We start from the raw sequence: 13981 nt of genomic DNA on the forward strand, positions 1-13981 counted from the left end.
TGCGTTCCGGTCGAGATGACGTTACTTAATAACATTGATAATAATAAATGCGGAATGTTATACCCAATTCCATAATTTTTCTATCTTTGGTTTTTAATGAATTTCCTTTATCCGGGCTTTCTTTTCGCACTAATATCGGTTACCATCCCGGTTATCATCCATTTATTCAATTTCAGGAAATTTAAAAAGGTTTATTTCTCTAATGTTCAGCTCTTAAAAGAGGTAGAACAACAAAATTCATCAAAAGAAAAAGTTAAAAATCTGCTCATTTTATTATCGCGGATTTTGGCGGTCATCTTTTTGGTACTGGCATTTGCCCAGCCTTACATTCCGGATCACAATCAAAAAACTACAGCAGTAAATAACATTGTAAGCGTTTACATCGATAATTCTTACAGCATGGAAGCCATCAACAAAGATGGTAACCTGCTCGATGAATCCAAACGCAGGGCTAAAGAATTGGTTAAAGGTTTCGGTATCAATGATCGTTTCCAGCTTTTAACGAACGATTTCGAAGGAAAACACCAGCGTTTATTGAATGGGGAAGATTTTTTAAAAGCGCTCGATGATGTGAAAATCTCTGCAGCTAACCGCAATCTCCAACAGATATTGAACAGACAGGGCAATATTTTAACCGGTGCAGAAAACAAATACAGTTTTCTGATCTCCGATTTTCAAAAAAATATTTCCACTGCCAACAAACTCCAAACCAAACCCGATATTCAATATTCGTTCTTGAAGCTGAACGCCAATACCTTGCCCAATGTGGCGGTAGATAGCGTTTGGGTACTTTCGCCAAACCATCAACCAGGTGCAAATGAACGGATAGTGGTGCAGCTAAAAAATTATTCGGAAGAAGAAGCTAAAAATATTCCTTTAAAATTAAGCATCAACAACCAGCAGAAAGGCTTGGGTGCTGTAACCATTCCGCCCGGAAAAACGGTGAAAGATACTTTAAACTTCTCTGGTCTTACAGCAGGATGGCAAAAAGGGATAATCACCATTAAAGATTTTCCGGTAACTTTTGATGATACGCTTTCTTTCAGCTTCAAGGTAGATGAAAGTTTTCCGGTTTTAAGCATAAACGGACCCAATGCGGGAAATTACATTAAAGCTTTATTTGCGGCTGATAATTATTACAAACTTACCGAGAATGCCGAAAGCAATGTAAATTATAGCAATTTCGCCAATTATGGACTGATTGTTTTAAATGGATTGAAAAACCCATCAACTGGGTTGGCACAACAGCTTAAAACCTACCTTAATGCAGGTGGAACTGTAGTGCTTTTTCCTGATCTTGATGCCGGTATCCAAACTTACAATCAATTTTTAAGTGGCTTATCGCTACCAGCTATTCAGGCGCTAATTACCACAGCAACAAAGGTAGACCAGATTGATCTTCAAAACCCGATTTTTAAGACAGTTTTTGAGGAAATTCCCAAAAACCTCGATCTTCCTGCGGTTACACGTTATTATTCTTTCGCAGAAAGCAATGCCTCAAATAAAGAAGACATTATGTTATTGCCGGGCAGGAAATCATTTTTCTCAAAATATGGTATCGGTAACGGTCAGGTGTATTTATCTGCTTCCGGCTTAAATGCAAATGATGGTAATCTGGCCCGTCACCCGGTTTTTGTCCCTTTAATTTACCGCTTGGCATTGAGCGGTGGAAACGAAAGTCCTCTATATTATAACCTCGGTAACGATAATGCCCTGGCCAGTAAAAAGATTGCCCTAGGTAAAAACCAGACCTTAAAAATTACAGCCGATGGTTTCGAGGCGATCCCGGAAATCCGTCAGGCAGATGGCAAAACCCTGATTTACATTGCCGATCAGGTTAAAAATGCAGGCTTTTACAACCTAAAACTTGCCGATTCGTTACTTGCTGTTTACAGTTTCAACAATGGCAGAACAGAGTCTGATATGCATTATTTGAGCAAAACAGAACTGGAGCAACTGGCCGGTAAAAACAACCTTAAAATATTCGATACCGATAAAGATGCCGTTAAATTAATTGCCGGCGCCAATAAAATCGGGCAAACATTATGGAAACTTTGTCTAATTTTGTCGCTGATTTTTATTGCAGCAGAAATTTTGCTCATCCGATTTTTTAACAACACAAAAAGAACAATATGAATCTCCTGGTTAAAAATGTAACCATTGCCGATCCGCAGAGTAAATTTAACAACCAACAATGCGATGTTAGGGTTGAAAATGGTACAATTAAAAACATAGGTAAATTAACTGCCGATAAAAACGAAACCGTTTTTGATGCCTTAGGTGCATTTTTAACGCCGGGTTTTTTCGATTTAAACTGTGTAGCCGGCGATCCGGGTTTCGAAACCAAAGAAGATATCCAAACACTTACCGAAACAGCAAAAGCAGGCGGATTTACAGGTTTGGCACTTTTGCCGCAAACCAGTCCGGTGGTACAGTCGAAATCACAGGTAGAGTACATTATCAACAGGGCTAAAAATAACCTCGTTGATGTTTTACCGGTAGGAGCCATTAGCCAGAACCGCGAAGCAAAAGAACTTGCCGAACTTTTCGATATGCAACAGGCAGGTGCCGTAGCTTTCTCAGATGGCGATAGGGCTTTGCAGGACGATGGTTTTATGAGCCGCGCCCTACAATATGCCAAAGGTTTTGACGCACTGTTAATGGTTTACCCCGAAAATAAATCGATTGCCGGTAAATCGCAGATCAACGAGAGTAAAAATTCTGTGCTTTTGGGTATGAAAGGTTTACCCGCACTTGCCGAAGAAATGCACATTGCACGCGATATCTTTTTAGCATCGTACAACGAAACCAAAATCCATATCAGCAATATTTCAACCGCTGGTGCCGTGGCGTTGATCCGCAAGGCAAAAAAAGACGGTGTACAGATCTCCTGCGACGTAACCGCACATCACCTTGTATTTACCGAGGAGCTTTTAAACGATTTTGATAGCAACTATAAGGTTAAACCACCATTACGTGGTAAAACAGATGTAAAAGCTTTAATTGCAGGTTTAAAAGACGGTACTATCGATGCCATTACGTCGCAGCACCGTCCGGAGGAAATCGAATTTAAAAATGTAGAGTTCGAAATTGCCCATTACGGTATAATAGCTTTACAAACTGTATTACCCTTATTGTTAAAAGCAGGATTGGATATTAACCTAATTGCCGAGAAATTGGCCATTAATCCACGTAAATTATTAAATTTAACTGTTCCGGTGATAGAAGAAGGGGCCAAAGCCAACTTTACTGTATTTAATGCTACCGAAAAGTGGTTGTACAATGCGGCGAGTAACCATTCTAAATCGGCAAACAGCCCTTTATTGGGAACCGAACTTACCGGTAAAGTAACCTTGGTTTATAATAATAACCAGTATTCGGAGAGTTAGTTGAAAAGAGCTTAACTGACCATTGTTATATAGATGCTGAAATAAATTCAGCATGACGGATCGATGTAATGATCTTAAAATCCTATAATCTTAAAAATCTTAATCATGGATAATAGAGTAAAAAAAGCGCTAAGTGCCACCATTAACCAGTATGCCGAAGTTTCGGCCATTAATGTTGAAGGTTTCGAAACAGAATTATTGGCTGCTTTTGAGCTGGATGTTAATTTTTTAGATAAAGCCGAAGCTTTCGATGCTGTTTTCGATTCTTATCCTAAATTTGAAGAACTGCGTGAGGTATTTTTCGATTTATTGATGGTAAACTTCTTTAGCAGTGATGTACAGAAACTGGAAGACGACTACCTGGAAAGCGACGAATGGGCAAACATCGAAGAAGAAACCATTGATAGGGGAACAGAGCTGTTAAACCTTTTACTTTATATCAAAGAGTGTAAAGATGAAGATATTGAACCTGAATTGGGCGATTTCCTAAAAGAATTCTTACTGGTTGAGGACGATGAATTTCAGGATGAATTTGAAATTTACGAAGAACTGATCAGTAACCAACAGCTGGCAGAAAGCAGTATAAAAGAAATTTGCACCACTGCTGCAAAATTGAATATCAGTGAAGAAATGCAGGAATTATTCGTGCCGTTTATGGCTTTTTTCCTAGATGTTGAAGGAAGTACTGAAACCACGAAAGAAATAATTCAGTTTAGCAGTAACAAATCGTTCGATTCTGCGACTTATATTTTAATTACAACAATTAATAACTAAATTAATTTACTGATGGAACAAGAAATACTCCAGGAACAGAAGAAACCCAATGCATTGGCATTTCAGGTGGCTATTGCATTTGCATTTTACACGCTGGCGCTCATATTTACTATGAACCTGCTGGGCGTTGGCAATAAGTTAGATATACCCGTTTGGCAAAAGGCAATTTCATTTGTACTTTCTTATGGCGTTTTTATTGTGGCTATTTATTATGCACAGCATAAGCATAAAAATGAATTGGGTGGTTTTATTACTTATGGAAGGGCATTTTCTGCCGGTTTTAAAGTTGCAGCTTATGCGGGCTTGTTTATCGGTTTGTTAATGATGCTTTATTATGGCGTGATTGATAAAGGAGCACTTCAGGATGTTCTTGATCTACAGATTAAAGCAGCTGGTGATAACGAACAGGCAATTAAAGGGGTGAATATGATGAGTAAATATATGATTTACATGCTGGCTTTCGGCTCGGCCATTACCTATACAATTTTTGGTTTGATTGTGAGTTTAATAACTGCTGCGGTAGTAAAAAAAGATAGAGCTTAATTTCTCGTATAAAATTTTGAACGTGCAGGTTTTATCATTTAATTTGGTAAAGTTTGCGCGTTTTTAATTTATATAACATTAATGGGATTCAATAAAAAGTGTCGTCATCTCGACTGAAACGCAGTGGAATGGAGAGATCTGCCTTGAGATAGATCTCTCGACTTCGTTGCAGTTCGCTCGAGATGACGTTAACTTTTATGAGTTATTTAAGTTAGCATTTCTGTTAATAATATTGACTTTAATGCAATAAATTACTCTTCGAAATGACGGTATTTTGGAGGCGTTGATCTCTGAAATCACTATATTTGAAAAAGAAAGTTGGAACAAATTAAGTTAAACTACATGGACGATAAACAAACTACTCTTCAGTTATTGCACGGAAAAATAAGTGAGGGGATGGAATTAACTTTCAAAAAACTGGTTGATTATAAAACGAAGAACGATGGTGTTTTGGTTTTTTCCGATCAGGGAAAAATTATCAAAGTAAAAGCTAAAGACATAAAATTATAATTAAGATCAAAAATTTTGAACGTGCAGGTTTTATCATTTAATTTGATGAAATTTGCACGTTTTAATTTAAAAGTAAGTTCGAGACGTGGTCTTGATACTCGTTTCTTGATACTCAAAAATGGATATATCAGTTGTAGTACCCTTGTTTAATGAAGATGAATCCCTGCCCGAATTAACGGCATGGATTGATAAAGTAATGATCGCCAATAATTTCAGCTATGAAATTATTTTGGTTGATGATGGCAGTACCGACAGATCGTGGGAGGTGATCGAAGAACTAAGACTTCAGAATCCGGCCATTAAAGGCATTAAATTTAGGAGGAATTACGGTAAATCTGCTGCTTTAAACGTAGGTTTCGAAGCTACGCAGGGCGATGTGGTGATTACCATGGATGCCGATCTGCAGGATAGTCCGGATGAAATACCAGAATTGTACCGCCGAATTAAAGAAGAGAAACTCGATCTGATTTCGGGCTGGAAAAAGAAACGTTACGATCCGATTACCAAAACCATTCCAACCAAACTCTTCAATGCTGCTACACGTAAAATGAGCGGTATAGAACTGAACGATTTTAACTGCGGATTAAAGGCTTATCGTAGCGATGTGGTTAAAACTATTGAAGTATACGGCGAAATGCACCGTTATATTCCGGTAATTGCCAAATGGGCAGGTTTTAGCAAAATAGCTGAGCAGGTAGTAGAGCACCGCGCACGTAAATACGGAACAACAAAATTTGGTTTCAGCAGGTTTATTAACGGGTTTTTAGATCTACTTTCTATTTTCTTTGTTGGTAAATTTAGTAAGCGGCCAATGCACTTTTTCGGTTCATTAGGCTTGTTGAGTGTCTTTATCGGCATGATTATGGCACTTTATATCTTATTTGAAAAAAAATACCTGATATGGCAAGGCCTGGCTTACCGTGATGTAACTGATCAGCCTTTGTTTTATTTATCATTGGTTGCCATTGTAGTAGGTTCTCAGCTATTTCTGGCAGGCTTTATTGCCGAACTTTTATCACGTAACGCACCAGAAAGAAACCAGTATTTAATCGAAAAAAGGGTATAAGGCAAAAGGTTTAGGGCATAAGGTTTATACGCCTAAACCTCATTCCCCAGCAGATAAGTATTAATGTTTTGAACGTATAAGGCAAAAGTTAAGGCGTAATGTAATTGTACGCCAAAGCCCTAAACCTTACACCTTCTACCTTTAACCTTTAAAAAAAATGTTTTTCTCCATCATAATCCCCCTTTACAACCGTCCGCAGGAAATTGACGAACTTTTGTACACTTTAACCAAACAGACTTATTTACAGTTTGAGGTTCTGGTAATCGAAGACGGTTCGAAAAATGATGCAAAAGCAATTGTAGATAGCTATGCAGACAAACTTGATATAAAATATTATTTCAAGGAAAATGCCGGACAGGGTTTTGCCCGTAATTTTGGTTTCGAAAGGGCCAGCGGAGATTATTTTATCATTTTCGATTCCGATATCCTGGTTCCGGACGATTATTTAGAGATTGTTAAAAATTACCTATACGAACATCATTTAGATGCCTATGGAGGTCCGGATGCGGCACATGATAGCTTTACGCCGGTGCAAAAGGCCATCAGCTATGCCATGACATCGCCATTCACAACAGGCGGTATCCGTGGTAATAAAAAGCACGTTGGCCAGTTTCACCCACGGAGTTTTAACATGGGGGTTTCCCGTCAGGCCTGGGAAAAAGTTGGCGGTTTTATTTTAACCCGTTTGGGTGAAGATATCGAATACAGTATCCGTATCCATGAAAATGGTTTTAAAATCGGTTTAATCCCCGATGCCAAGGTTTATCATAAACGTAGAACGAGCTTTAGCCAGTTTTATAAACAGCTGCATTTTTTTGGCAGGGCCAGGATCAATATTTATAAACACTTTCCCAAAGAATTAAAACCGGTGCATTTTTTTCCGGCATTATTCACATTGGGTTTCGGTTTCACCATTTTGTGTAACTTTATATATCCTCCATTGGCATATGTTTGTAACTTCTTCTTATTGATTTACTTTATGTTGATATTTTTTCATTCATGGTCTGTAAATAAATCTTTAAAAGTTGCATTTTTGAGCATTATATCTTCATTTATCCAATTAACTGCTTATGGTTTAGGATTTATACAGGATTTATTTAAACGCGTGGTATTCAAACAACAATGATCAATTACCTAAAAGAAAGTACGTTCGCCGTTAACGATGTAATGCAAAAAGCATGGGGCATCACCAAGAAACACTATTTCTCGATTGCTACGTTATGCTTTTTGATGTTTATCACTGCAAGTGCATCGAGTTTGATGGCCTTTTTTATTAAAGATGTAAGCAAGGCACTGAGTGTAATCATGGTGATTATTTTTGTACTGCTGTATTTTACAATCAACCTTTCGCTTTTCAAATATATTTTCCATTTGATGGACGACGAGGAAAGTGATGTTAAAATAGTGGATACCCTTCCAACCAGGTTACAGATCATCAGATTTTTAGTAGCTACCCTTTATTTTGTGGGCTGTATCCTGGGTGTTTATCTGGTGGTGATTTTGGTTGCCTTTCCTTTTATTTATACCGGAATTAACGTTTCGATTGTTAAAAATGTGGCCATATCAGTGGGTATTATTGCCATTTTTATCACCTGGTTAAGGATTTCTTTCTTCCCGTTTTTTATCATCGATAAAGGCGCAACCCCATTCGATTCCATAAAATTGAGTTTAGCAACCACAAAAGGTAATTTCACGAAGATTTTATTGCTTTTGGTTGTTTTAGGCGGTGGATATTTGATTTACCTGTTGTTAAACTATCTGCAATGGCCTTTAATTGCCTTTATTGTAAATATTTTAAGTTCATTTATCATTGTTCCACTATCAAGCGTAGCCTTAACGGTTGCTTACCGTAAAATTTCGGGCGAATACAAAGGCGACGAACATCCTGATATTTTACATAATATCGTTTAGTATGGCAGCGTTAATAGATCGGATACTTAGCAATTTGAATAATTTTGCCGATTTAGGCAGGCAGAAAGCGTTTGAACTTGGCAATCCATATTATTATCAAGCTGAAGGAGATGGTGAATATTGGAGAAAGGAAATGCCCGATGGAAGAATTTTTTTGGTGTTGTTCGAAGTGGAATATGATGAAAATGGACATTCTGTAGCAATTATAGACACTTATCAAAAACTGTTAAATTAAGCATTATAGTATGTTCGAATCTCCATTAGCGAACTGTATATTTCTATCATTAACAAGAATATAAATTTCTCAAATATTTAATCATTCCGTAATTCAATCATTAAAATGGGACTAAAAGCAGCATTAAGTAAACCTTTTGCAGCATTTGCAGTTTGGCAGATCAACAAATGGAAGCATAATGCCGTAAATGCTCAAGATAACATCCTGAAAAGGCTTATTGACGAAGCCAAAAACACCGCTTTTGGAAAAGACCATCATTTTGCGGAGATCAAAAACTATAGTGATTTTAAAAAACGGATTCCGGTACAGGATTATGAAGGTTTAAAACCTTACGTAGACCGTGTAGTGGCAGGCGAAGCGGATGTACTTTGGAAAGGCAAGCCACTTTATTTTGCCAAAACCTCGGGTACTACTTCGGGGGTAAAATACATTCCGCTCTCTAAAGAGTCGATGCCGGAGCATATTAAAGCTGCCCGGAATGCCATTTTAAGTTATATAAACGAAACTGGAAAGACTGATTTTGTAAATGGGAAAATGATCTTTTTACAGGGAAGTCCGGTGTTAAGCGTAAAACATGGGATCAATGTTGGCCGTTTATCGGGCATTGTGGCGCATCACGTACCAGCCTATCTTCAAAAGAACCGTTTGCCCTCTTACGAAACCAATATCATCGAAGATTGGGAGCAGAAAGTTGATGCCATTGTGGATGAAACCATCAGCGAAAACATGACCTTGATCTCTGGTATCCCACCCTGGGTGCAGATGTATTTCGATAAGCTTTCCGAAAAATCTGGAGGAAAGAAAATTGCCGAAATATTCAGAAATTTTAGTCTGTTTATTTACGGTGGTGTGAATTTTGAGCCCTACAGGGCAAAAATTGAGCAAAGTATTGGTAAAAAGATCGATGCTATAGAAACTTATCCCGCTTCTGAAGGCTTTATTGCTTATCAGGATTCGCAAAAGGATAAGGGGCTGTTGTTATTGGCCGATGCAGGGATATTTTACGAATTTATTCCGGCGGATGAATATTATAACGATAATCCAACACGTTTATCACTTGCTGAAGTAGAATTAGATACCAATTATGCCCTGATTTTGAATACCAACGCAGGTTTATGGGGTTACAGTATTGGCGATACCATAAAATTTGTATCCAAAAACCCTTATAAAATTGTAGTAACCGGACGAATCAAACATTTTATCTCTGCTTTTGGCGAACACGTGATCGGCGAAGAGGTAGAACAGGCGATTTTAAGTGTGGCAAACGAGGAAAAGGTAGAAATTACCGAATTTACCGTAGCGCCACAGGTTAATCCTGAAGTGGGTCAACTGCCTTATCACGAGTGGTTTGTAGAGTTTTCATCCGCTCCGAAAAACCTTGCCGCGTTTAGTGAAAAGGTTGATGAGGCTTTGCAAAAGAAAAATATTTATTACTTTGACCTGATTGAGGGAAACATCCTGCAACCGTTAATAATACGTACTTTGCAAAAAGATGCCTTTGTAAATTATATGAAAAGTGAAGGAAAATTGGGTGGACAGAATAAAGTGCCAAGGTTAAGCAATGACAGGAAACTGGCAGATGGGTTGGAGAAATATATTGTTGCCTAGCGTTTAGTTTAAGGAATTGCTTGATTGTTGAATGGTTAAATTGTTGTCGGGCGCTGTGTTACATTAAATTGTTTTATTGTTAGATGGTTATATTGTTGTCTAGCGTTATGTTTATCGAATTGTTTAATAATGTATAAATGAAAATTGCTAAATTGTTGTTGATGATTAACGACTCGATAACAATATGGAAAAGAATTATTTACAGTTAAATCAGATAACGGCATATACAAAATCGTTTCATCTTAGCAATTTTGTGTGGGATTTAGTCACCAATTGGGATAATTTTGCGAAATACACAATCGGGCAACAGTTTGTTGATGCTGTTGATTCCATTTCGGCTAATATCGCTGAAGGTTTTGGCCGTTATCATAAAAAAGATAAGGTCAAGTTTTATTATTATAGCTTTGGTTCCGTTAAGGAATGTTTAGACTGGAACGAAAAAGCAAAAGTTAGAAAGTTGATAAATGAGGAAACGTATTCAAAGATTTTTGCAACTTTGGAAACCTTACCAAAAGAAATTCATCAACTGATAAAATTTACAAACGAAAGGTTAAAAATTTAATCAAGGCTTTTTAAGCAATTAAATTTTTAATACGAGAGAAAGAAAAACAATTGAACAATATAACAATACAGCAATCTGTAAAGAGAATAACCATACTAGGTTCTACAGGAAGTGTAGGTACGCAAGCGCTTGAAGTTGTTAGGGATCATCCTACGGTTTTTAAAGTAGCGGTATTATCTGCATTAAAGAATTCCGAATTATTGATCCAACAGGCCAGGGAGTTTAAACCTGCTGTTGTGGTCATCTGCGATGAGAATAAATACATCGAAGTTAAAAATGCTTTATCAGGGCTTGATATAAAGGTTTTGGCTGGCGAAGCTGCTTTAGCTGAAGTTGCATCTTATGCCGATAGCGATGTGGTGCTTACCGCATTAATGGGATCGGTGGGCTTAAAGCCAACTATTGCAGCAATAAAGGCTGGTAAAAATATCGCTTTAGCCAATAAAGAAACTTTGGTGGTGGCAGGCGAGCTGATAACCCAATTAGCTGCCGAATACCAGATAAAGATTTTACCTGTTGATTCAGAGCATTCGGCCATATTCCAGTGTTTGGTAGGCGAGGAGCAGAACGAGATCGAAAAGATTTATCTTACGGCTTCAGGCGGACCATTTTTGGGCAGAACAAAAGATTTTCTTTCAACTGTAACCAAAGAACAGGCTTTAAAACACCCTAATTGGGTAATGGGTGCAAAAATCACCATCGATTCGGCTTCTTTAATGAACAAAGGTTTAGAGGTAATCGAAGCCAAATGGCTGTTTAACCTAGAGGTAGACCAGATAGATGTAATCGTGCATCCTCAATCTATCATCCATTCGCTTGTGCAGTTTACCGATGGCTCTATGAAAGCACAAATGGGCGTTCCGGATATGAAATTACCCATTCAGTATGCTTTAAATTATCCCGACAGGCTAAAAAACAATTTTAAACGTTTTAATTTCCTGGAATATCCGAATTTTAGCTTTTTAAAAGCTGATATGGAAACCTTCAGAAACCTGGAACTTGCATTCACTTCTTTAAGAAAAGGTGGCAATTTGCCATGCATTTTAAATGCAGCCAATGAAGTGGTTGTAGAGGCATTTTTGAACGATAAAATCGGTTTCCTGCAGATGAGCGAAGTAATTGAACGGTGTATGGAAGAGGTCGCTTTTATTGAAAAACCACAATTGAACGATTATTTAGAAACTGACAAACATAGCCGTATCTTAGCCGGCGAATTAGTAACAAAAAGTATAGTTTAACATCTAACATAAAATTTTATAAGAAAATATGAATGGATTGATTATGGCGGGGCAGCTGCTGCTCGGATTGTCTTTATTGGTAATATTACACGAATTAGGGCATTTCTTGGCAGCCAGGGCATTTGGTATTAAAGTAGAAAAGTTTTATCTGTTTTTTGATGCCTGGGGTTTTAAACTCTTCAGTTTCAAAAAAGGCGATGTTGAATATGGAGTAGGATGGTTGCCACTGGGCGGTTATGTTAAAATTGCCGGTATGATTGACGAGAGTATGGATACCGAGCAGATGGCACTGCCGGCGCAGCCATGGGAATTCCGCTCTAAACCGGCCTGGCAACGTTTAATCGTAATGTTGGGCGGAATTATCGTTAATGTTATCGTAGGTATTTTTATCTTCTGGATGTTAACCTTCAACGTTGGTCAGAACTATACTGTTAACGGTAAATTAAACGATGGTATTTCTGTTGGTAGCATTGGTAAGGAAATCGGACTGCAGAACGGCGATAAGATTTTAGCTATTAATGGCAATAAACTGATCAAGTTTGAAGATGCGATCTCGAGCAAGGTTTTGTTCGATGGCGCACAGTTAACGATTTTAAGAGGTAGCAAAACCCTTTATATCTCTGTTCCTGACACCATTTTGAATAAAATTTCGAAAAACGACAAAGAGAACTTTATCTCTCCACGTTATAGGATGCAAAGTGTTGATAAAGTAAGTGCACCTGATGAAAAGGCTGATCAGCCTTCGTTTTTTGATAAGCTGTTTAAACGCAAATTCGAAAAACCGGTTTATCCTGCTTATGCTGCAGGCATTAAACCTGGTGATAGTATTTTATCTGTTAACGGCAAAACGATTACTTTCTTCGACCAATTTAAAGAAGAGGTTTCCCAAAATAAATTAAAACCGGTTACAATAAAGGCGTTGCGTAAAGGACAGGAAATTATTTTTGACCTTAAGGTGAGCAAGGAAGGAACAATTGGTATTATCCCTAATTTAAGCAGTCCTGAAACGGCGCATGTTGATTTTGGCTTTATCGAATCATTACCGGTAGGTGCAAACATGGCCTGGAGTACTTTTGTTGATAATGCCAAAGGTATCGGTAAAATGATTACCGGTAAGTTGAGTGCACGTAACATCAGCAGCCCGATCGGCATCGCAAAAGTTTACGGCAGTACTTTCGACTGGGTTAAATTCTGGACTTTAACCGGATTGATCTCAATGGCACTGGCATTTATGAATTTATTGCCTATCCCGGGCTTAGATGGGGGCCATGTGGTGTTTCTTTTGATCGAAATGGTACAGCGTAAGCCGGTAAGCGAAAAAGTGCTTGAGCGTGCGCAGATTGTTGGTTTCGTAATCCTGATCTGTTTAATGGTGTTTGCTTTTGGTAATGATATTTTAAAATCTTTCGGTAAGTAAAACCAAATTGATATAATTGCCGCAGATGCGCAGATTTGAACATTCAATCTGAACATCTGCGGCTTTTTTAATTTAATATCACCATGAGCGAAGCAATCCAACAGCCCAACTATTTCGAATTTTACGATCTTCCTATACAGTTCAACCCCGATCAAAATGCGGTAAAAGCAAAGTTTTATGCTTTAAGCAAACAGTTCCATCCCGATTTTTATGCCAACGAAAGCGAAGAGAAGCAGCAGGAAGTGCTCGATCTGTCGACATTGAACAACAAGGCTTACCAAACACTAAGCAACGCCAATAAACGCTTAAAATATGTACTGGAATTAAAAGGCATTGTAGAAACGGATGAAGGATATCAGTTGCCCCAAATTTTCCTGATGGAAATGATGGACATTAACGAAGCTTTGATGGATCTTGAATTTGAACCGGATACAGAAAAACTCGAACAGGTAAAACGTGATGTTGAAACCATAGAAAAAGATTTAAAAAGTGAATTAGAAGATTTGAAGATTCAGTTCGATCAGGATCCTGAAAATTCGGAAGCACTTTTACCTTCAATGAAAGATAATTTTTACCGCCAGAAATATATTGACAGGATCAGGGAAAGACTTGTGAAATAGAGGGATGATGTAAGATGGGAAATGGAATAAGTCCGAAGTCGGAGGTCTGATGTCCGAAGATTGTCCATCCTCAAGATATCGTCATGGCGAGAAGGCTTTTTCAGCCGA

The 13981-nt window shown here is 38.0% G+C and carries 14 protein-coding genes; all 14 read left to right on the forward strand.

What is annotated here, in order from left to right; translation table 11 throughout:
* The first annotated feature begins 96 nt into the window (after positions 1-96).
* On the forward strand, positions 97-2136 hold the full coding sequence (locus B2V92_RS11375) for a BatA domain-containing protein (protein WP_293307954.1): 2040 nt from the start codon (positions 97-99) through the stop codon (positions 2134-2136).
* Positions 2133-3389 (forward strand): dihydroorotase, encoded by a 1257-nt coding sequence (locus B2V92_RS11380; protein WP_293307956.1) that lies wholly within the window; start codon positions 2133-2135, stop codon positions 3387-3389. Before B2V92_RS11375 ends, B2V92_RS11380 begins: the two co-directional genes overlap by 4 nt.
* A gap of 105 nt (positions 3390-3494) precedes the next feature.
* Positions 3495-4163 (forward strand): hypothetical protein, encoded by a 669-nt coding sequence (locus tag B2V92_RS11385; protein WP_293307958.1) that lies wholly within the window; start codon positions 3495-3497, stop codon positions 4161-4163.
* Between the two features lie 12 nt (positions 4164-4175).
* A complete protein-coding gene (locus B2V92_RS11390; protein WP_293307960.1) occupies positions 4176-4706 on the forward strand; it encodes a DUF4199 domain-containing protein in 531 nt (176 codons plus the stop codon).
* Positions 4707-5048: 342 nt separating this feature from the next.
* On the forward strand, positions 5049-5216 hold the full coding sequence (locus B2V92_RS11395) for a hypothetical protein (RefSeq protein ID WP_293307962.1): 168 nt from the start codon (positions 5049-5051) through the stop codon (positions 5214-5216).
* Between the two features lie 118 nt (positions 5217-5334).
* On the forward strand, positions 5335-6282 hold the full coding sequence (locus tag B2V92_RS11400) for a glycosyltransferase family 2 protein (protein ID WP_293307964.1): 948 nt from the start codon (positions 5335-5337) through the stop codon (positions 6280-6282).
* 157 nt (positions 6283-6439) lie between these two features.
* Positions 6440-7408: a glycosyltransferase gene (locus B2V92_RS11405; protein ID WP_293307966.1), complete on the forward strand. Its 969-nt coding sequence runs from the start codon at positions 6440-6442 to the stop codon at positions 7406-7408.
* Positions 7405-8193 carry a hypothetical protein gene (locus B2V92_RS11410; RefSeq protein WP_293307968.1) on the forward strand — a complete coding sequence of 263 codons (789 nt, stop codon included), beginning with the start codon at positions 7405-7407 and terminating at the stop codon, positions 8191-8193. The genes B2V92_RS11405 and B2V92_RS11410 overlap by 4 nt, the downstream gene beginning before the upstream one ends.
* Position 8194: 1 nt before the next feature.
* Positions 8195-8428 carry a hypothetical protein gene (locus tag B2V92_RS11415; RefSeq protein WP_293307970.1) on the forward strand — a complete coding sequence of 78 codons (234 nt, stop codon included), beginning with the start codon at positions 8195-8197 and terminating at the stop codon, positions 8426-8428.
* Positions 8429-8533: 105 nt separating this feature from the next.
* On the forward strand, positions 8534-10036 hold the full coding sequence (locus B2V92_RS11420) for a GH3 auxin-responsive promoter family protein (RefSeq protein ID WP_293307972.1): 1503 nt from the start codon (positions 8534-8536) through the stop codon (positions 10034-10036).
* A gap of 184 nt (positions 10037-10220) precedes the next feature.
* Positions 10221-10598: a four helix bundle protein gene (locus B2V92_RS11425; protein WP_293307974.1), complete on the forward strand. Its 378-nt coding sequence runs from the start codon at positions 10221-10223 to the stop codon at positions 10596-10598.
* A 50-nt stretch (positions 10599-10648) separates the two neighbouring features.
* Positions 10649-11836, forward strand: a complete 1188-nt coding sequence (locus tag B2V92_RS11430; RefSeq protein ID WP_293307976.1) for a 1-deoxy-D-xylulose-5-phosphate reductoisomerase — start codon at positions 10649-10651, stop codon at positions 11834-11836.
* 28 nt (positions 11837-11864) lie between these two features.
* On the forward strand, positions 11865-13253 hold the full coding sequence (gene rseP, locus B2V92_RS11435; protein ID WP_293307977.1) for an RIP metalloprotease RseP: 1389 nt from the start codon (positions 11865-11867) through the stop codon (positions 13251-13253).
* Positions 13254-13336: 83 nt separating this feature from the next.
* Positions 13337-13873 carry a Fe-S protein assembly co-chaperone HscB gene (gene hscB, locus B2V92_RS11440; RefSeq protein WP_293307978.1) on the forward strand — a complete coding sequence of 179 codons (537 nt, stop codon included), beginning with the start codon at positions 13337-13339 and terminating at the stop codon, positions 13871-13873.
* The last annotated feature ends 108 nt before the right edge of the window (positions 13874-13981 follow it).

The sequence above is a fragment of the Pedobacter sp. UBA5917 genome (assembly GCF_002432345.1).
In the GTDB taxonomy this organism is placed as follows: Bacteria; Bacteroidota; Bacteroidia; order Sphingobacteriales; family Sphingobacteriaceae; genus Pedobacter.